Below are 17,581 nucleotides of genomic sequence, written 5' to 3' on the forward strand. Positions count from 1 at the left end.
AAACATTGGCACGTGGCGCTGCAAGGTGGGCCCTCTCCTGAGAGTTAGGTCCCTCGACCCATGTCCATTTTTAAGAAATCGGTAAGCACGCTTCTCCTGGTCCTGATGACGCTGCTGGCGGCCGGCGCGCTGACCAGCACGGCCATCCAGATGGTCGGGGCTTTCGGCCGCTACAGCGACAGTCTGGAGACCGAGCGGCTCGCGAATGCCGACAAGTCGATCTTCCATGGCGTGGTTGCCCTGCGCAGCAATCGTGGCGATGCCCAGAGCGCCCTGCTCGGTGAGGACGATCCGCGCGCCAAGCTCGGCGTTGCCGAGAAGGCGGAACAGGCCGGCTTCGATGCCATCAGCGCGGCGCTCTCTACCGTCGAATTCGCCCGCCGCGACGAGCTCGCCAGCACGCTGAAGCAGCGCTGGAGCGAGGCCGCGCCAAAATTCCAGTTGTTCTACGACGAGGCCAAGCTGCCGCGCGCCGAGCGCAAGCTGGAGCGGACCGCGCCCTGGTACGATGCGGTCACCAAGGTGATCGAGACCGCCAATCTCGCGTCCACGGCGGTGTCGAACCGCGCCTGGATGAACGATCCTTACATCGCCCGCATGATCCAGGCCCGCCGCCTCGCCTGGCAGGTGCGCGACCGCTACGGCATCCAGTGCTCGACCCTGCGGCCGAACGTCAACGCCAGCAAGCCGCTCGACGATGCCCAGAAGCAGACCGTGGCCGGATGGAACGGCGTCGTCACCGCCGGCTGGACCGGCATGGAGGAGCTGCTGGCTGCGCCTGACGTGCCGGCCGACCTCGTCAACACGGCCAAGGAGGCGAAGGCCAAGACCGACGGCGCTCTCAAGCAGATCGGCGAGCTCACCAAGGGCTTGGATGGCAGCGGCCGTCCCGCGATGCCCGCTTCGGAATGGAACGCGTTGTGCCAGGCTCCGTTCGCCTCCATCGTCGCGGTCGCGAGCAAGGCGCTCGACCTGTCGATCGCGCACGCGGAGGCAGTTCAGGCCAAGGCCCTCACCAATCTCATCGTGCAATCCTTCGGCTTCCTGCTTGCACTGGCCGTGACTGTCGCGGGCGTGTTTGTGGTGCGCAACCGGCTGATGCGCCCGGTGCGCGCCATCCTCGACGCCATCGCCCGCATCAGCGCCCGCGACTATGCGACGCCCGTGCCGCAATCGCGGCATCCCGACGAGTTCGGCACCATGGCGGCTGCGCTCGAAAGCCTGCGCGAGAGCGCGGCGACCGCGGAGCGGCTGGGTAAGGAACGCGAATCGCAGCAGGCGCTTCAGCTCGCCCGCTCCGGCACCGTCGATGCCGCCTGCCGCAGCTTCGACGACACGGTGCAGGCGGTGATCCAGAGCGTTGCGGCCTCGACGCGGGAGCTCGACGGCACCGCAAGCGGCGTGCGCTCGCTGGTCTCGGAATCGAGCAGCCAGACCGCGGCGGTCTCCTCGGCAGCCGAGCAGGCCACCAACAATCTCGAGACCATCGCCGCCGCGACCGAGGAGCTCTCCGCATCCGTGGGCGAGATCTCCGCGCAGGTGCAGTCGAGCGCGCGCGAGGCCCGCGAGGCCGTGGCGCAGGCCGAGCAGACCAACGCGACGGTCGAGATTCTCGATCAGACGGCCAGTCGCATCGGCGAGGTCGTGAAGATGATCAACGCGATCGCGGCCCAGACCAATCTGCTGGCATTGAACGCCACCATCGAAGCCGCGCGCGCCGGCGAGGCCGGCCGCGGCTTCGCGGTGGTTGCAGGCGAGGTCAAGAGCCTTGCGGCGCAGACCGCGACGGCGACGGAAGAGATCTCGCGCCAGGTCGAGGAGATCCAAGGCGCGACCGGCCAGGCGGTCGCCGCGATCCGGTTGATCGGCGGCGCCATCGGCGGCATCGACGAGAAGATGACGGCGATTGCCGCCGCGGTCGAACAGCAGCGCGCGGCCACGACGGAGATCTCGCGCAATTTCCAGCAGGCGGCCCAGGGCACCCGCGAGGTCACCGATACCATCGGCAGCGTCGCCAGGCTCAACCAGGAGACCGGCAATGCCGGCACGGTGCTGTCGGAGTCCGTCAAGAAGATGTCGGCGGATGCCGATCGTCTTCGCGTCGCGGTCGAGGGTTTCCTGGGCGCCGTGAAGAGCGCCTGATTTTCATACTCTTTCCATCGGACGTCGCGCGGGCATTGCCGCAGCTCGGCACTGCGGGTACATCTGTGCCGCCTCGCTCCCACGGGCGCGGCGGCAGACGCAAGACACATCAGGGATGGAGAGTTCGATGCCGGTCACCCCACACAAGGCCCAACGCCCCTATCGCGGCGTGTTCCCGGTCGCGCCCACCATCTTCGACGAGCGCGGCGAGCTCGACCTCGAGGGTCAGCGCCGCTGCCTCGATTTCATGATCGATGCCGGCTCGCACGGCATTTGCATCCTCGCCAATTTCTCCGAGCAGTTCGTGCTCACCGATGCCGAGCGCGACACGGTGATGCATGCGGTGCTGGACCATGTGGCCGGCCGGGTTCCCGTGATCGTCACCACCACCCATTTCAGCTCGGCCGTATGCGCCGCGCGCAGCAAGCAGGCGGAGGCGGCCGGCGCCGCCATGGTGATGGTGATGCCGCCCTATCACGGCGCGACCTTCCGCGTCCCCGAGAAAGGCATCGTCGAATTCTTCAAGGTGCTCTCCGGCGCGATCAACATCCCGATCATGATCCAGGACGCGCCGGTTGCCGGCACGCCGCTGTCGGTCGAGTTGCTCGCGCGGCTGTCGCGCGAGTTTTCCAACATCCGCTATTTCAAGATCGAGGTGCCGGGCGCGGCCTCGAAGCTCCGCAGCCTGATCGAGGCGGGCGGCAAGGACATCGAGGGCCCCTGGGACGGCGAGGAGGCGATCACGCTGCTCGCCGATCTCGACGCCGGCGCCACCGGCGCCATGACCGGCGGCGGCTATCCCGACGGCATCCGCCAGATCATCGATCCCTATTTCGCGGGCGATCGCGAAAAGGCGAAGGCCGCATACGAGCGCTGGCTGCCGCTGATCAACTACGAGAACCGCCAATGCGGCCTGATCGCCTGCAAGGTGATGATGCAGGCCGGCGGCGTGATCAAGTCGGAGGCGGTGCGCCATCCGCTGCAGCCGCTGCATCCGGCGACGCGCGCCGGGCTATTGGAGCTCGCCAAGGAGCGCGACGCGTTGGCGCTCAGGTGGGGGAAGTAATTCTCTCCCCCGTCATTGCGTGAAGCTGTCGTAGGGTGGGCAAAGCGAAGCGTGCCCACCAACTTGCGCGCCCGCGGGAAGAGCGGTGGGCACGGCGCTTTGCGCCTTTGCCCACCCTACGAAGGCTGCGAGGAGCGACTTGTGCGCCCTCGCTCGAAATGAACGAGGGATGCCCATTTCGCCTGAAGGCGTCGAATTAGCGCGTGCCGGGCCGTTCCCCATAGCCCCGCGATGGCATAATGTACGCGCGCCAACCGGCGCCTTGCGGAGATTCTCAGGACATCGCGCAACAGCTCTTCTTTTGCCACTATCCCGAGCCAGGTTGGTGCAAACCGACAGAACAGGGAGGCAGTGCCATGACGATGAGGCCGGATCCTACCTTTCACGCATCGCCCAAGCTTGCGATGGAAGCGCCTGCGGAGAACTTTGCTTACACCTTGCTGCTCAGTCCGGATTTCTCAAAGCCGGATGCTCTCGCGGTCATCGACGTCAAGCCGGGATCGCCGACCTATAGCCAGATCGTCCATACCGTAGCGATGCCCAACAAGGGTGATGAGTTTCATCATTTCGGCTGGAATGCTTGCTCCTCCGCCCTGTCGCCGCTCGCCGGACACGCCTTCATCGAGCGGCGCTATCTCATTATCCCCGGGCTGCGCTCGTCGCGGATCTACGTCATCGATACCAAGCCCGATCCGACGCAGGCCAAGATCCACAAGATCATCGAGCCAGAGGAAGTCTTCAAGAAGACCGGCTACTCGCGGCCGCACACGATCCATTGCGGGCCGGACGGCATTTACGTGAGCACGCTGGGCGGCGGCGGCAAGGACGGCACCAATGGACCTCCGGGCGTCTTCATCATGGATTGCGAGACGTTCGAAGTTCTTGGACGATGGGAGATCGACCGTGGCCCGCAGACGCTGCATTATGATTTCTGGTGGAATCTGCCGCGCGATTACATGGTGACGAGCGAATGGGCGTTACCGCCGCAGTTCGAGAACGGGATCGTCCCGGAAGATCTGCTTGCGAACAAATATGGCCATCGCCTCCACTTCTGGGACCTTCGCGCGCGTCGCAACGTCCAGACCATCGACCTCGGCGCCAATCATCAGATGGCGCTGGAGGTGCGGCCAGCGCACGATCCGGTTCGCGAGTACGGCTTCGTCGGTGTCGTGGTCGACACCACCAACCTCGAAGCGTCGATCTGGACCTGGTGGCGCGAGGACGGAAAATTCCATGCCGAGAAGACGGCGACGATCCCTCCCGAACCCGCGCCCAAGGAGAAGCTGCCGCCGCTGCTGCAGGGATTTGGCGCCGTGCCGCCGCTGGTAACGGACATCGACCTGTCGATGGACGACCGGTTTCTCTATGTCTCGTGCTGGGGCACGGGTGAGATGCGCCAGTACGACGTCAGCGATCCCAGAAAGCCGAAGCTTGCGGGCTCGGTCCACATCGGCGGCATCGCGCGGCGCACGCCCCATCCGAACGGAAAGGCCTTTGCGGCGGGCCCGCAGATGGTCGAGATCAGCCGCGACGGCCGGCGCGTGTACTGGACCAATTCGCTCTATTCCACCTGGGACGACCAGTTCTATCCCGACGGGGTTCCGGGCGTGGAAGTCATGGCCAATGTCGGTCGTGACGGCGGCCTCGAGCTCGACAAGGACTATTTCGTGAGCTTCCCCGACGGATATCGCGCGCACCAGATCAGACTCGAGGGCGGCGACTGTTCGACGGACTCATTTTGCTACCCGTCGGTCTAGATGGGACGCAGGCGAGCCCGGCCCTTGGCTGGCTGTGGCTCGCGCTTGTTGCGAGCGGTCTCTACCACGGGGTCAATCCGGGAATGGGATGGCCGCTCGCCGTTTCGGCCGGGCTCATGGACAAGAGCCCCCTCGCGCTCTTCCGTGCATTGTGGGCTCTGGCGGCCGGGCACCTCCTGGCAACACTTCTCGTGCTGCTGCCGTTCGCCTTCCTGCTCATACTGGCCGAATGGCAGCGTCCAATCCAGATCGGAGCGAGTCTTCTCGTCATCGGCTTTGGCGTCTACCGGCTGATCGACCGGCGTCATCCGCGCGCGCTGGCACGAATTCCGCCGACGCAATTGGTGCTCTGGTCATTTGCCGTCGCCATCGCTCACGGCGCTGCCCTGATGCTCGTGCCGATCTATCTCGGGCTCTGCCAGGCCTTCGAGCTCGATGCCGGCCATCAGGCGGCGGGCGCGCTGATGACGGCAAATCTCGGGATGGCGGTGCTGGTGTCGCTGGTGCACGTTGCCGCCATGGTCGGCGCCGGCGGATGTCTGGCGTGGCTGGTCTACCGCCATCTGGGACTGAGGTTCGTCTCGCGAAGCTGGTTCAACCTGGATGCAGTCTGGGCGATCAGCCTCGTTCTGGTTGGCGCGGTGGCGCTCGCTTTCAATGTTGCGGCCTCGCGCTGAGGTCTACCGCACCAAAGCCCACTCGCCGATGATGCGAAACCGCGCCTTGGCATCATCCTGCCTGAACAGCGCGATGCGATCGATCGCGAGCGTCTCGATCCCCAGCGCCGCAAACCGTGTTCGCAGCATCTGAAGGATCGGCCCGCGCCGCTCCGCATCCAGCCGCCCCGTCAGCGTCATGTGGAAACGGAATTCTTCCATCACGTAGGGATAGCCCCAGCGGTTGAGATAATCGCGCTGCCGCTCGCTGAGCTTCTCCGGCTTGCGCCGAGCGCGATCTTCCGCCGTCAGAGCGGCGCGAAACGGGTCGAACTCGCGAACGCAATCAGCGGCAAGTTGCTGGAGCGCTTCCATCGGCTCGGCCGGAATAACGGCAATGAAGCCGCTGATGGCATCGACCATCGGTCGGATTGCCGGGATTGGCCGTGTCCTGCCCGCGAAGGCCGCGCAGGCGGCCATCAGCTCGGCTTCGGTCTTGCCGGGCGCCAGCGCCATCGGCGCCTTCAGCGTGGCGTGAAAGCCGTATTTGCGGGGATCGGCGCTGACCTCGCGCCAGTCGGGCGCGGCGTGCAGCGCCTGCTCTGGAAACGAAATCTCGCCGCCGCTGTAGGCGTCATAGCCGAGCAGCTCGGCGCCGAAGCGGGAGAGGGCGCTGTCGCGGCCTGCGGCATAATAGATCGCGTAGCGGGGGAAACCTGTCATTGCCTCAGCATAACCAATTTACGCCGCGACGACAGTCTCGCGCGGCGCCGCCATTGCGGTGAGCAGCCGCGTCGCGTCGGTGAGATGCACGAGCCTGCCGCCTGAGATCACCGCGATCAGCCGCGGCCGCAGCTCCACGCTGTCGTCGACGAGGAGAATGTCGGCGCGGCGTCCCTCCGCGAGCAGGCCGCGATCGGTGAGGCCGGTTGCCCGCGCCGGGCCGGCGGAGACCAGATCCCAGGCCTGAGCCAGAGGCATCACGCCATCGGCGGCCAGGCGGAACGCGGCGAGCAGCTGCGCGGGATAGTAATAGTCCGACGCCAGCACCGAGCAGAGCCCCTTGGCGATCATGTCGGAGGCCCTGGTCCAGCCGGTGTGGCTGCCGCCGCGCACGACGTTCGGCGCGCCATAGACGATGGCATCGCCGTGGCTGGCCGCAGCCTGCGCCGTCTCCTCGTTGATCGGAAACTCCGCGATCAAGGCGCCGAGCTCGCGAAAGTCCCGGCGCATCGCCGGGCTCGAATCGTCGTGCGAGAGCATCCGCACCTCGGCCCCGCGGGCCGCGGCGGCCAGGCGTGACACCGAGGCGGGCACCTCGTCGGCGCGCGAGACCACGCGCTCGACCAGCCGGTCGAATTCTTCGCTCGACAGACCGGTGCGCTCCACCATGCGGTTGCGCTTGCGTGGGTTGGAGATGTCGGCAACGACGCCGTCCATATGATCGTTGAAGGCGAACAGGTCGACGCGGCCCTCGCTGAGCCACTCCGCGATCTCCGCTTCGGCATCGAGATTGAAGGTCTCGTGCCGCAGGTGGAAGCGGGTGTCGGCAGCGAACTGCGGACGCTGCCGCTCGATCGCCTCCATCAGGCCGCGCGCATTGTCGGCGCTTCGCAGGCCCGGCTCCCACGAGCAGGTCGTGGCGTGAAACACGGTGGTGATGCCGTTGCTGATCGCCTGGCGGTCGCTGTCGGCGAGCGCGACGTCGATCGGAAAGTCGACGCCGGCGCGCGGCATCATCTGCCGCTCGAAGGCATCGCCATGCAGATCGACGATGCCGGGCAGCACCAGCAGGTCACGGGCATCCAGTGCCAGCCGCGCCCGGCCGCGAGAAGCATCGACCTCTGCAATGTCTGTTCCGGAGACGAGAAGGGAGGTTTCGACGAGCTCGGCGCCGATCAGGGCCCGGCCGCCTTCGATGAATATGTCTGTCACGCGACCGCGCTTCGTTTGCTGGCAGGAGAATTGGCGAGTGAGCTCGCTTTTGCTTCGTATGCCGAGAGGAAATCTTCAATCCCGAGCTTGCGGAAATCGGGTAGCGCCTCGCGCAACTTGTCGTGATCCCAGTCCCACCAAGCAAGCCTTGCGAGCCGTCCGGCGATCTCCTCCGAGAATCGCCGCCGCACGATGCGGGCCGGATTGCCGGCGACGATGCTGTAGGCCGGCACGTCCTTGGTGACGATCGCGCCGGCGGCGATCACCGCGCCGGTGCCGATGTTGCGGCCCGGCAGCACGATCGCGCCATGGCCGATCCAGACGTCATGGCCGATATGAACGTGATGCCGGCGGCGCCAGTCGAAGAACTCGAGATCGTCGCTCTCACCTTCGAAATAGGCGCTGGATCGGTAAGTGAAATGCGCCTGAGTGGCGCGATGCATCGGATGGTTGCCGGGATTGATGCGGGTCATCGCCGCGATCGAGCAGAACTTTCCGATGGTGGCGTAGGTGATCTGCACATCGTTCACGACATAGGAATAATCGCCCATCGCGACTTCATGCAGGATCGTGCGCGCGCCGACTTCGGTGTAGGCGCCAAGCCTGGTCTCATGCAGCTTGGCCGAGGGATCGACGGTCGGCTGAACCGAAAGAGCTTTGGCGGCCATGTTGCATCCGAAGTGCGAGGGCGGGCGTCTCTCTTCGAGCGGCCGGATGACGATGTCATGACAGCGAGATGACAGGGGATGACGTGCGTAGGATGGCCGCACTGCAGCAGCGCTGTCACACAAGTGTTAAGCACGAGGGTTAGCGGTTGGCTCCAGCTACTCTGGAGCCCCTCGATGCTGGTGGTTGAAGGCCTGACGTGTCGCTTCGGCGCGAAAGCCGCGGTGGACGATGCTTCGTTTCAAGTTTCCCCCGGCGGCTTCGTCGGGGTGATCGGGCGATCCGGCGCCGGCAAGTCGACATTGCTGCGGTCCATCAACCGCCTCACCGAGCCCTCCGAAGGCCGCATCCTGTTCGAAGGCGTCGACGTCACCGCGCTGCGCGGCAAGGAGCTGCGGCAGTGGCGTGCGCGGTCGGCGATGATTTTTCAGCAGTTCAACCTCGTCGGCCGGCTCGACGTCCTCACCAATGTGCTGATGGGGCGGCTGTCGACGGTGCCGACATGGCGGTCGCTGCTGCAGCTTTGGCCCGAAGAAGACAAGGCCATCGCGATGTCGGCGCTCGAGCAGTTCGACATGGCTGCCATCGCGGCCCAGCGCGCCGACCAGCTCTCGGGCGGTCAGCAGCAGCGCGTGGCGATCGCGCGGGCGCTGGTTCAGCAGCCCGACATTATCCTTGCCGACGAGCCGATCGCCTCGCTCGATCCCCGCAACACCAAGATCGTGATGGATGCGCTTCTGCGCATCAACAAGCATTTCGGTATCACCGTGCTCTGCAACCTGCATTCGCTCGATCTCGCCCGCAGCTATTGCGACCGCCTGATCGGCATGGCGGCCGGACGCGTGGTGTTCGACGGCGCGCCGGCGGCCTTGACCGATCATATCGCGCGCGAGCTGTACGATCTCGAGGCGAATGAAGTCATGGATGTTGCGCCCGCGGATGCATCGGTCGGCACAGCAGTTCCTGCCCTCCGCACGGTTGCCGTGGCCTGATCGCTGCTTCCTTAAATCGAGCCTAGCGCAGAGCCGGAACTCGACAGTTTCATAACCTTGAAATGGGAGACGTCATGATAGACCGTCGTACGATCGTTGCCGCTGCGGCGGCCCTGGCATTTTCAGTTTCAGCCGCTGCGGCGCAGGACTGGAAGGCGAAATATCCTGAGTTGATCTTCGCGAAAGTCCCCGACGAGAATGCCTCCGGCACCACCAACCGCTGGACGCCTTTGACGGAGTACCTGTCCCGCGAGCTTGGAACGAAGGTCACGCTGCGCATCGCCAATGACTACGCCGCGGTGATCGAAGGTCAGCGTGCAGGAAACATTCACATCGCGATGTACGGCCCGGCGTCCTACGCGCGTGCCTACATCATTGGCGCGAAGGTCGAACCGTTCGCGATCGAGGTGAACGGCGACGGCACCAAAGGCTATTACTCGGTTCTCTATGTCAAAATCGATTCGAGCTACAAGGACATCAAGGACCTGCAAGGCAAGAACCTCTGCCTCGTCGATCCCAACTCGACTTCCGGCAACAACGTGCCGCGTTTCGCGATGAACAAGATGGGCATAGATCCGGAGAAGTTCTTCGCCAAGGTGGTCTACTCGGGGAGCCATGAAAACGCGGTGATCGGGCTTTCCCAGGGCACCTGCGACGCGGCGTTCAACTGGTGGAACGACGAGAAGGAATCGAACCTGCTCCGGATGGAACGGAAGGGCATGGCGAAGGCCGCGGATTTCAAGATCATCATGAAGTCCGAGCAGATCGTGAACTCGCCGATGGCCTATCTCAGCAGCCTGCCTGACGACCTCAAGGCGGCGATCAAGAAAGCAGTGCTGGAAATTGCGGTGAAGGACAAGGCGGCTTTCGACAAGATTTACGAGGGGAAGCAATTGCCCTACGTCGAGGTCGACCACAAGGCGTATGACGCCGTGATCGAACTGACCAAGTTTGTCGACAGCATTCGCAAGCAGAAATCCTGAGGGAAACGAAGGGTTGGACAAGTCGGGCAGATCGCAAGATCTGCCCGTCGGCTCTCGCGAACATCCCATGCGAACAGCAGTTCCCGAATTTCCGGAAGCCAGGCTGCGTGAGCTTGGCGATCGCTATGCGGCCGCAATTGCCGCCAAGCGCCGCCGCGTATGGCTCGGTGCCGCCGTCCTGATCGCCGTTGCCATTGCCGCGGGCTGGATGGGCGAGGTCAGTCTCGGAAATTTTGTCGAGAATTTCTGGCGCTTCCCGGCCTATTTCCTCAGCATCGCACCCAAATTTTCGTTCGCGACCGCATGGAGCGATTTGGCGGAGTGGCTGTGGGGATTGCCGCGCTGGGCACGGCTTCTCGGGGATACGTTGCTGATAGCCTATATGGGCACCCTCTCGGGTGCGCTGTGCGGTTTCGCGCTTTGCTTCCTCGCCTCGGCCAATCTCGTGAAATCAGGAACGACTGTTTTCGTCACCCGGCGCGCTCTGGAGTTTTTCAGGACCGTGCCGGAGATCGTGTTTGCCCTGATCTTCGTGCTAGCGTTTGGTCTCGGGCCGCTGCCGGGCGTTCTGGCGATTGCAATCCATACCGCCGGAGCGTTGGGCAAGCAATTCGCCGAGGTTGTCGAGAACATCGACAGCAAGCCGGTCGAAGGGGTGGCGGCAAGCGGGGGCAGCTGGGTTCAGGTCGTTCGGTTCGGCGCGTTGCCTCAGGTCCTCTCGAACTTCGTGAGCTATGCCTTGCTCAGGTTCGAGATCAACGTGCGTGGCGCGGCCGTGATGGGCTTCGTCGGCGCCGGCGGGATCGGCCAGGATCTGATCGAGGCGGTTCGCAAGTTCTACTTCACCGACGTCAGCGCCATCCTGCTGCTCATCGTCCTTACCGTCATGTTGATCGACTTCCTGACGGAACGGTTGCGACACCGCCTGCTCGGGCTGGAGGGAAGCACCCGATGAGCTCCTTCAGTTTTGAAAACCGGGCCGGCATTGCCGAACGGTATCCCGACGTCTTCCGGACCGATTGGTGGCAGCGGGGAAGGATCGCAATACTCGTCGGCGGGACGGTCGGGCTGTTCCTGTTCGGGATCGTCCAGCTCGATATTCCCTTTAATCGGCTCTCCCAGGGCATGGTCAGGCTGGGCGAATTCGTCCAGCTCATGTTGCCGCCCAGCCCGGGTTCTTGGGCGGAGGTTCTGAAATATCTGCATGCGCTCGGAGAGACGGTGTCGATCGCGTTTCTCGGCACCCTTGGCGGCGCGCTGCTCGCGCTGCCGGTATCCCTGCTGGCGGCGCGCAACGTGGTTGCAAACCGGATCATCCGCCTATTGACGCGTCGTGGCCTCGATACCATCCGGGGAGTCGACACTTTGATCTGGGCACTGATCTGGGTCGGCGTCGTGGGGCTGGGGCCGTTTGCCGGCATCCTGGCCGTGATCTGCAGCGATTTCGGAACGTTCGGCAAGCTGTTCTCGGAAGCGATCGAGGTCGCCGACAAGAACCCCGCGGAAGGCGTTCGGTCATCGGGCGGCAACCATCTCCACAGCGTCCGCTTCGGATTGCTGCCGCAGGTATTCCCGGTCTTGCTGAGCCAGGTGCTCTACTATTTCGAGTCGAATACGCGATCGGCGACGATCATCGGAATCGTTGGCGCTGGCGGCATTGGCCTTCAGCTTGCCGAACAGATCCGGGTGCTGGAATGGCAGAAGGTATCGTTTCTGATCCTGCTGATCCTGGTAACTGTATCGTCGATCGACTGGATTTCCGGCAAGCTGCGCTTCGCGATCATCGGCAAGCGGACGGTCGCCTAACGTCGTGCTGCAGTCTTATCCGTTCCGATTGGATCGGAACGGAGCTCTGATTTTTGTTTTGACGCGTTTTCTCGACGCAAATCGTTTCCACCCCGGATCAAGTCCGAGGGCAGGCTTCGCTGGAAAACGCTCTGATCTAAGCGTTCTCCACCAAAAACTCCACCCGCTCTGCCGCAAAGCGCGAGTGCTTCGTCACCAGCGGCTTGCCCATGAGATCATGGTCGGTGGCGTCGACCACCAGGATCGGCCGCCCCAGCGCCAGGTCGAGCCGTGCGGCGTCGGTCGCGTCGACGATCCCCGCGGTGATTCGCGTCGCACCGCGGCGATAGTCGCGCACGCCAAAATGCTCCAGCAGCTTCGTCATCGAGCGCGTTGCCGCGAACACGGCGCCCGCCTCCGGAAACCGCTCCGCCGATAGCCAGGTGGTGGAAACACAGATCGGGGTGCGGTCGGCGAGGCGAATCGCCTCGATCCGCACCAGCGGCGCGCCGGTCTTCAATCCCAGCTCTCGTGCGAGCTCGCGCGTCGCAACGTCATCGGTCGCCTCGATCAGCCGGCCATGCGGTTCGCGGCCATCGGCGCCGACGATCTCGGAGAAGCGCGTGCGCGAGCGCAAGGGATAAGCGAGCTTTTGCGCCTCGACATAGGTTCCGCTGCCGCGCTCGGCGCGCACCAGGCCGCGCTCGGCGAGGGCTGCCAACGCGCGCCGCACGGTGTGGCGGTTGACGCGATAGGTTTCGGCGATCTCCATCTCGCCCGGCAATTTGTCGCCGGCCGCAAAGCGGCCGTCGGCGATGCCGCGCTCGATGCCATCGGCCACGAGGCGCCATAGCGCGACGCCCGAGGAGGCTGTGTCCTGCATGCTCATGTCGCGGGAAACCTACTCCAGAAATCACAGCATTGTCACGAAACAGTCATGGCGCGTCCGTATGAAGTTGTCTATTATCATAGACAACTTCGACGCGGCAAGTTCTGTCAAAAAGCTCGGTGGACCAGGTGACCCAGCACAACGACCAGCAAGCCCAGCGCAAGGCCGCAATGGCGGTGCTGGCGCACGCGGAGGCGGGCGAGATCGCCGCTCGCCTCCGCAACTTGTCTCTCCCGGATCACCACGATCTGCGCACGCCGGAGAACGGCCTCGTCATGCTGCGCGGCCGGGTCGGCGGCGACGGCGCGCCGTTCAATCTCGGCGAAGCGACGGTGTCGCGCGCCGCGGTGCGGCTTGCGAGCGGCGAGGTCGGGTTCGGCTACACGCTCGGCCGCGACGGTGAGAAGGCGCGGCTGATCGCGCTGTGCGATGCGCTGGTGCAGTCCCGCGATTTCGGCGGAGCGGTGGAGCGCGACGTTATCGCGCCGTTGCGCGAGCAGCTTATGGTCAGGCGCAAGCAGGCGGCGGCAGCGGCCGCCGCGACGAAGGTTGATTTCTACACCATGGTGCGCGGTGAGGGGTGAGATCATGACCACGATTGCGGAGCTGCCGCCCGGTTTCGCCGACAAGGTGCTGTCGGCGCAATCGACCTTTCGCTCAGTCATGGACGCCATGGCGCGGCCGGGCTCGGTCCAGCGCATCGTGCCGATGGCGGGCGCGCCAGGGCCGATGATGCGCGGCACCGCAGCGATCGCGCTGACGCTGTTCGATCACGACACGCCGCTCTGGCTCGATGCGCGGATGGCGGAAAGCTCGGACGTGACGAAGTGGCTGAAGTTCCACACCGGCGCGCCGGTCGTGCAGGATTCGTCGATCGCTTCCTTCGCGCTCATCAGTGACGGCGGCGCCTTGCCTGCGCTCGAGCGCTTCGCGTTCGGCACCAGCGAGTATCCGGACCGTTCGACCACGGTGGTCATCCAGGTCGACAGCCTCGCCGCCGGGCGCAGCTTCGAACTGCGCGGCCCCGGCATTGACGGTGTCGCCACGCTGCAGGCGTCGATCAAGCCTTTCGACCTGTTCGAGCGCCTGCATATCAACGAGGCGCTGTTTCCGCGCGGCATCGATGTGGTGCTGGTCGCCGATGACGCTGTGGTCGCGATCCCCCGCACCACGCGCGTCGTGAGCAAGGGAAGCTAGAAGCATGTATGTCGCAGTCAAAGGCGGCGAACGCGCCATCGAGAACGCCCATCGCCTGCTCGCGCATAAGCGGCGCGGCGACCAGAGCGTTGCGGAAATCACGCTCGACCAGATCTCGGAGCAGCTCGGCCTGGCCGTCGATCGCGTCATGAGCGAAGGCTCGCTCTATGACCGCGAGCTCGCGTCGCTTGCGATCAAGCAGGCGCGCGGCGATTTAATCGAGGCGATCTTCCTGGTTCGCGCCTTCCGCGCCACGCTGCCGCGCTTCGGTGCCAGCGAGCCGGTCGACACCGGCACCATGCGGGTGCAGCGGCGGGTGTCGGCGACCTTCAAGGACATTCCCGGCGGCCAGATCCTGGGGCCGACCTTCGACTACACGCACCGCCTGCTCGATCCATCGCTCGCCCAAGGTTTTGTGCCGGAGAGGCCGGCTGCGGCCGAAGCCTCGACCGCGCCGACGCCGCGCGTGACAGACATTCTCGGGCGCGACGGGCTGATCGAATCATCGCCGGAAGCCGAGGACGGCGCCAGCGTCGGCGATCTCACCCGCGAGCCGCTGAATTTCCCCGCGGACCGTGATTTGCGCCTGCAAAACCTCGCGCGCGGTGACGAAGGCTTTCTGCTCGCGATGGGCTATTCCACCCAGCGCGGCTACGGCCGCAACCATCCCTTCGTCGGCGAGATCCGCTTCGGCGAGGTCGAGGTCGAATTCGTCGCGGAAGACGTCGGCTTCGCCGTGCCGCTCGGTGCGATCGAGCTCACCGAGTGCCAGATGGTCAACCAGTTCAAGGGCTCGGCGACCGAGGCGCCGTGCTTCACCCGCGGCTATGGCCTCGCCTTCGGCCAGAGCGAACGCAAGACCATGTCGATGGCGCTGGTCGACCGCGCATTGCGCGCCCGTGAGCTCGGCGAGGAGGCGCTCGCACCGGCGCAGGACGAGGAGTTCGTGATGTCGCATTCGGACAACGTCCAGGCGACCGGCTTCGTCGAGCACCTGAAGCTGCCGCACTATGTCGATTTCCAGTCCGAGCTCGGCCTGCTCCGAAAGCTGCGTCAGGAGTTCGCCGATGCCAATACGCCCGATGCCATGAAGGAGGCCGCGGAATGAACGCGCCCGCCTACAATTTCGCCTATCTCGACGAACAGACGAAGCGCATGATCCGCCGCGCGATCCTGAAGGCGATCGCGATCCCCGGCTATCAGGTGCCGTTCGCCAGCCGCGAAATGCCGATGCCGTATGGCTGGGGCACCGGCGGCGTGCAGGTCACGGCCGCGATCCTGGGGCCTCAGGACGTGCTGAAGGTGATCGACCAGGGTTCGGATGACACCACCAACGCGATCTCGATCCGTAAATTCTTTGCGAAGACTGCGGGCGTTGCGACGACGACGGCGACGGACGAGGCAACCGTGATCCAGACCCGTCACCGCATCCCCGAGACGGCGCTGAACGAGAACCAGGTGCTGGTCTATCAGGTGCCGATCCCCGAGCCGTTGCGCTTCCTCGAGCCGCGCGAGACCGAGACGCGGCGCATGCACGCGCTCGCCGAATACGGCCTGATGCATGTGAAGCTCTACGAGGACATCGCCCGTTTCGGCCACATCGCCACCGCCTATGCCTATCCGGTCAAGGTCAACGCGCGCTACGTGATGGACCCGTCGCCGACGCCGAAATTCGACAATCCCAAGATGGACAATTCCCCGGCGCTGCAATTGTTCGGCGCCGGCCGCGAGAAGCGCATCTACGCCATCCCGCCCTACACCCAGGTGGTGTCGCTCGATTTCGAGGATCACCCGTTCGAGCCCTACCGCTTCAACGCGCCCTGCGCGCTCTGTGGCGCGGAGAATTCCTATCTCGACGAGATCGTGACCGACGACAAGGGCGGGCGCATGTTCGTCTGCTCGGATACCGATTATTGCGAGGGCCGCCAGGCCGCCGGCCATCACGGCAGCCTCAGTGCCGCGCCGTACAAGGATAAGGCGCAGGAGGCCGCGAATGGCTGATCAGAATCTGGTCGAGAACGACGAGCCGCTGCTGGTCGCAAAATCCCTCAGCAAGTCGTTCGGCCGCATCAATGCCTGTCGCGACGTGTCGTTCTCGCTCTATCCCGGCGAGGTGCTGGCGATCGTCGGCGAATCCGGCTCGGGCAAGTCGACGCTGCTGCAAATGCTGTCGGGCCAGCTCGCGCCGAGTGCAGGCCATGTGTCCTATCGGATGCGTGATGGCGTCACCCGCGATCTCACGACGCTCGGCGAGGCCGAGCGCCGCTTCCTGTTCCGCACCGATTGGGGCTTTGTGCATCAAGACCCCGCGCAGGGCCTGCGCATGGCAGTCTCGGCCGGCGCCAATGTCGGCGAGCGGCTGATGGCGGTGGGGTGGAATCACTACGGCCGCATCCGTGAGACCGCGTCGGATTGGCTGACGCGCGTCGAGATCGACGTCGCGCGCATCGACGATGCGCCGCGCACCTATTCCGGCGGCATGCGCCAGCGCCTCCAGATCGCCCGCAACCTCGTTACCGAGCCGCGGCTCGTGTTCATGGACGAGCCGACCGGCGGCCTTGACGTATCGGTGCAGGCGCGCCTGCTCGATCTCTTGCGCAGCCTCGTCGCCGAGCTGAACCTCGCCGTCATCATCGTCACCCACGATCTCGCGGTGGCGCGCCTCTTGTCGCACCGCGTGATGGTGATGAAAGGCGGCCGCGTCATCGAGACCGGTCTCACGGACCAGGTGCTCGACGACCCGCGCGAGCCCTATACCCAGCTGCTCGTCTCCTCGATCCTGCCGCCATGAACTTTACGATATGAGCTTTCCAATGACCGCCATGATCGACATCACTGACGCCGGCAAGACCTTTACGATGCACCTGCAGGGCGGCATCGAGCTGCCTGTCGTGCGTGGCGTGACCTTCCAGGTCAATCCAGGCGAGTGCGTCGTGCTGTCGGGGCCGTCGGGCGCCGGCAAGTCGTCCATCCTGAAGATGATCTTCGGCAATTATCGCTGCGATAGCGGCTGCATCGGCATCCGCCATCGCGGCAAAGTGGTCGATCTTGCCACCGCCGAGCCACGCCAGGTGCTCAACATCCGCCGCTCCACCATCGGCTATGTCAGCCAGTTCCTGCGCGCGGTGCCGCGCGTCGCCACCATCGACGTCGTCGCGGAGCCGCTGATCGCGAATGGCATGAGCCGGGCAGACGCACAGGCGCGCGCCGGCGAGCTGCTGCATCGTCTCAACATCCCCGAACGGCTCTGGCAGCTTCCCCCCGCGACCTTCTCCGGCGGCGAGCAGCAGCGCGTGAACATCGCCCGTGGCTTCATCTCCGACCTGCCGATCCTTCTGCTGGACGAGCCGACCGCCTCGCTCGATGCGGCCAATCGCGCCGTGGTGGTCGAGCTGGTCGCTGAAAAGAAACGTCAGGGCGTCGCCATGGTCGCCATTGTCCATGACGACGAAATCCGTCATTTGATTGCCGACGGCATCGTCGACGTCACCGGCTTTGCCGCCGCGGCCTGAA

At 64.8% G+C, this 17,581-nt stretch carries 18 protein-coding genes; 14 read left to right on the top strand and 4 right to left on the bottom strand.

Annotated elements, in window-relative coordinates:
• Nucleotides 1-60: 60 nt before the first annotated feature.
• The 4 genes from I6F36_RS21920 (at nt 61) to I6F36_RS21935 (ending at nt 5,642) form a co-directional block, all read left to right on the top strand.
• The gene (locus I6F36_RS21920) at nt 61-2,142 is read left to right on the top strand and encodes a methyl-accepting chemotaxis protein (protein WP_225126943.1); all 2,082 of its coding nucleotides are present in this window, start codon (nt 61-63) and stop codon (nt 2,140-2,142) included.
• 127 nt (nt 2,143-2,269) lie between these two features.
• Nucleotides 2,270-3,208: a dihydrodipicolinate synthase family protein gene (locus I6F36_RS21925; RefSeq protein ID WP_225172130.1), complete on the top strand. Its 939-nt coding sequence runs from the start codon at nt 2,270-2,272 to the stop codon at nt 3,206-3,208.
• Between the two features lie 356 nt (nt 3,209-3,564).
• The gene (locus I6F36_RS21930) at nt 3,565-4,965 is read left to right on the top strand and encodes a selenium-binding family protein (protein WP_225113394.1); all 1,401 of its coding nucleotides are present in this window, start codon (nt 3,565-3,567) and stop codon (nt 4,963-4,965) included.
• 83 nt (nt 4,966-5,048) lie between these two features.
• The gene (locus tag I6F36_RS21935) at nt 5,049-5,642 is read left to right on the top strand and encodes a hypothetical protein (protein WP_225172131.1); all 594 of its coding nucleotides are present in this window, start codon (nt 5,049-5,051) and stop codon (nt 5,640-5,642) included.
• A 3-nt stretch (nt 5,643-5,645) separates the two neighbouring features.
• Here the strand turns inward: I6F36_RS21935 and I6F36_RS21940 are convergent, their stop codons facing one another.
• From I6F36_RS21940 to I6F36_RS21950, 3 genes are read right to left on the bottom strand one after another with little or no spacing between them, the layout of a single operon-like run.
• A complete protein-coding gene (locus tag I6F36_RS21940) occupies nt 5,646-6,344 on the bottom strand; it encodes a DUF1045 domain-containing protein (RefSeq protein WP_225172132.1) in 699 nt (232 codons plus the stop codon).
• 18 nt (nt 6,345-6,362) lie between these two features.
• Nucleotides 6,363-7,556, bottom strand: a complete 1,194-nt coding sequence (locus I6F36_RS21945; RefSeq protein ID WP_225172133.1) for an alpha-D-ribose 1-methylphosphonate 5-triphosphate diphosphatase — start codon at nt 7,554-7,556, stop codon at nt 6,363-6,365.
• The gene (locus I6F36_RS21950; RefSeq protein ID WP_225172134.1) at nt 7,553-8,224 is read right to left on the bottom strand and encodes a chloramphenicol acetyltransferase; all 672 of its coding nucleotides are present in this window, start codon (nt 8,222-8,224) and stop codon (nt 7,553-7,555) included. Before I6F36_RS21950 ends, I6F36_RS21945 begins: the two co-directional genes overlap by 4 nt.
• A gap of 174 nt (nt 8,225-8,398) precedes the next feature.
• Between I6F36_RS21950 and phnC the strand changes: the two genes are divergently transcribed.
• From phnC to phnE (I6F36_RS21970), 4 genes are all read left to right on the top strand, one after another.
• Nucleotides 8,399-9,214, top strand: a complete 816-nt coding sequence (gene phnC, locus I6F36_RS21955; RefSeq protein WP_036026922.1) for a phosphonate ABC transporter ATP-binding protein — start codon at nt 8,399-8,401, stop codon at nt 9,212-9,214.
• Nucleotides 9,215-9,288: 74 nt separating this feature from the next.
• Nucleotides 9,289-10,197: a phosphonate ABC transporter substrate-binding protein gene (phnD, locus tag I6F36_RS21960; protein WP_225172135.1), complete on the top strand. Its 909-nt coding sequence runs from the start codon at nt 9,289-9,291 to the stop codon at nt 10,195-10,197.
• Nucleotides 10,198-10,264: 67 nt separating this feature from the next.
• A complete protein-coding gene (gene phnE / locus I6F36_RS21965; protein ID WP_225172233.1) occupies nt 10,265-11,152 on the top strand; it encodes a phosphonate ABC transporter, permease protein PhnE in 888 nt (295 codons plus the stop codon).
• On the top strand, nt 11,149-12,003 hold the full coding sequence (gene phnE / locus I6F36_RS21970; protein ID WP_050996001.1) for a phosphonate ABC transporter, permease protein PhnE: 855 nt from the start codon (nt 11,149-11,151) through the stop codon (nt 12,001-12,003). Before phnE (I6F36_RS21965) ends, phnE (I6F36_RS21970) begins: the two co-directional genes overlap by 4 nt.
• 136 nt (nt 12,004-12,139) lie before the next feature.
• Here the strand turns inward: phnE (I6F36_RS21970) and phnF are convergent, their stop codons facing one another.
• Nucleotides 12,140-12,871 (bottom strand): phosphonate metabolism transcriptional regulator PhnF, encoded by a 732-nt coding sequence (gene phnF, locus I6F36_RS21975; RefSeq protein WP_225172136.1) that lies wholly within the window; start codon nt 12,869-12,871, stop codon nt 12,140-12,142.
• Between the two features lie 119 nt (nt 12,872-12,990).
• Here phnF and phnG point away from each other — a divergent pair, with 119 nt between their 5' ends.
• Genes phnG through phnL form a run of 6 tightly spaced genes read left to right on the top strand, consistent with a single transcriptional unit; the run spans nt 12,991 to nt 17,580 of the window.
• On the top strand, nt 12,991-13,455 hold the full coding sequence (gene phnG / locus I6F36_RS21980) for a phosphonate C-P lyase system protein PhnG (RefSeq protein WP_109145401.1): 465 nt from the start codon (nt 12,991-12,993) through the stop codon (nt 13,453-13,455).
• A 4-nt stretch (nt 13,456-13,459) separates the two neighbouring features.
• Nucleotides 13,460-14,068, top strand: a complete 609-nt coding sequence (gene phnH, locus I6F36_RS21985; protein WP_036026934.1) for a phosphonate C-P lyase system protein PhnH — start codon at nt 13,460-13,462, stop codon at nt 14,066-14,068.
• Nucleotides 14,069-14,072: 4 nt separating this feature from the next.
• On the top strand, nt 14,073-15,176 hold the full coding sequence (locus tag I6F36_RS21990; RefSeq protein WP_225172137.1) for a carbon-phosphorus lyase complex subunit PhnI: 1,104 nt from the start codon (nt 14,073-14,075) through the stop codon (nt 15,174-15,176).
• Nucleotides 15,173-16,069, top strand: coding sequence for an alpha-D-ribose 1-methylphosphonate 5-phosphate C-P-lyase PhnJ (locus I6F36_RS21995; RefSeq protein WP_036014400.1), 897 nt, complete (start codon nt 15,173-15,175; stop codon nt 16,067-16,069). The genes I6F36_RS21990 and I6F36_RS21995 overlap by 4 nt, the downstream gene beginning before the upstream one ends.
• Entirely contained in the window at nt 16,062-16,859 is a 798-nt protein-coding gene (gene phnK / locus I6F36_RS22000; protein WP_036014398.1) for a phosphonate C-P lyase system protein PhnK, read from the top strand. Before I6F36_RS21995 ends, phnK begins: the two co-directional genes overlap by 8 nt.
• A gap of 22 nt (nt 16,860-16,881) precedes the next feature.
• On the top strand, nt 16,882-17,580 hold the full coding sequence (phnL, locus tag I6F36_RS22005) for a phosphonate C-P lyase system protein PhnL (RefSeq protein WP_225172138.1): 699 nt from the start codon (nt 16,882-16,884) through the stop codon (nt 17,578-17,580).
• Nucleotide 17,581 lies beyond the last annotated feature (1 nt).

It is taken from the genome of Bradyrhizobium sp. BRP19, assembly GCF_020194195.1.
GTDB classification, from domain to species: domain Bacteria; phylum Pseudomonadota; class Alphaproteobacteria; order Rhizobiales; family Xanthobacteraceae; genus Bradyrhizobium; species Bradyrhizobium yuanmingense.

What these genes read in the sequence shown, in the direction of transcription:
- I6F36_RS21920 (WP_225126943.1), top strand. Translation starts at nt 61, where the DNA reads ATGTCCATTTTTAAGAAATCGGTAAGCACGCTTCTCCTGGTCCTGATG.
- I6F36_RS21950 (WP_225172134.1), bottom strand. Translation starts at nt 8,224, where the DNA reads ATGGCCGCCAAAGCTCTTTCGGTTCAGCCGACCGTCGATCCCTCGGCC.
- phnH (WP_036026934.1), top strand. Translation starts at nt 13,460, where the DNA reads ATGACCACGATTGCGGAGCTGCCGCCCGGTTTCGCCGACAAGGTGCTG.
- phnF (WP_225172136.1), bottom strand. Translation starts at nt 12,871, where the DNA reads ATGAGCATGCAGGACACAGCCTCCTCGGGCGTCGCGCTATGGCGCCTC.
- phnC (WP_036026922.1), top strand. Translation starts at nt 8,399, where the DNA reads ATGCTGGTGGTTGAAGGCCTGACGTGTCGCTTCGGCGCGAAAGCCGCG.
- phnE (WP_225172233.1), top strand. Translation starts at nt 10,265, where the DNA reads ATGCGAACAGCAGTTCCCGAATTTCCGGAAGCCAGGCTGCGTGAGCTT.
- phnK (WP_036014398.1), top strand. Translation starts at nt 16,062, where the DNA reads ATGGCTGATCAGAATCTGGTCGAGAACGACGAGCCGCTGCTGGTCGCA.
- phnE (WP_050996001.1), top strand. Translation starts at nt 11,149, where the DNA reads ATGAGCTCCTTCAGTTTTGAAAACCGGGCCGGCATTGCCGAACGGTAT.
- I6F36_RS21990 (WP_225172137.1), top strand. Translation starts at nt 14,073, where the DNA reads ATGTATGTCGCAGTCAAAGGCGGCGAACGCGCCATCGAGAACGCCCAT.
- I6F36_RS21925 (WP_225172130.1), top strand. Translation starts at nt 2,270, where the DNA reads ATGCCGGTCACCCCACACAAGGCCCAACGCCCCTATCGCGGCGTGTTC.
- I6F36_RS21935 (WP_225172131.1), top strand. Translation starts at nt 5,049, where the DNA reads ATGGGATGGCCGCTCGCCGTTTCGGCCGGGCTCATGGACAAGAGCCCC.
- I6F36_RS21995 (WP_036014400.1), top strand. Translation starts at nt 15,173, where the DNA reads ATGAACGCGCCCGCCTACAATTTCGCCTATCTCGACGAACAGACGAAG.
- phnL (WP_225172138.1), top strand. Translation starts at nt 16,882, where the DNA reads ATGACCGCCATGATCGACATCACTGACGCCGGCAAGACCTTTACGATG.
- I6F36_RS21930 (WP_225113394.1), top strand. Translation starts at nt 3,565, where the DNA reads ATGACGATGAGGCCGGATCCTACCTTTCACGCATCGCCCAAGCTTGCG.
- I6F36_RS21940 (WP_225172132.1), bottom strand. Translation starts at nt 6,344, where the DNA reads ATGACAGGTTTCCCCCGCTACGCGATCTATTATGCCGCAGGCCGCGAC.
- phnD (WP_225172135.1), top strand. Translation starts at nt 9,289, where the DNA reads ATGATAGACCGTCGTACGATCGTTGCCGCTGCGGCGGCCCTGGCATTT.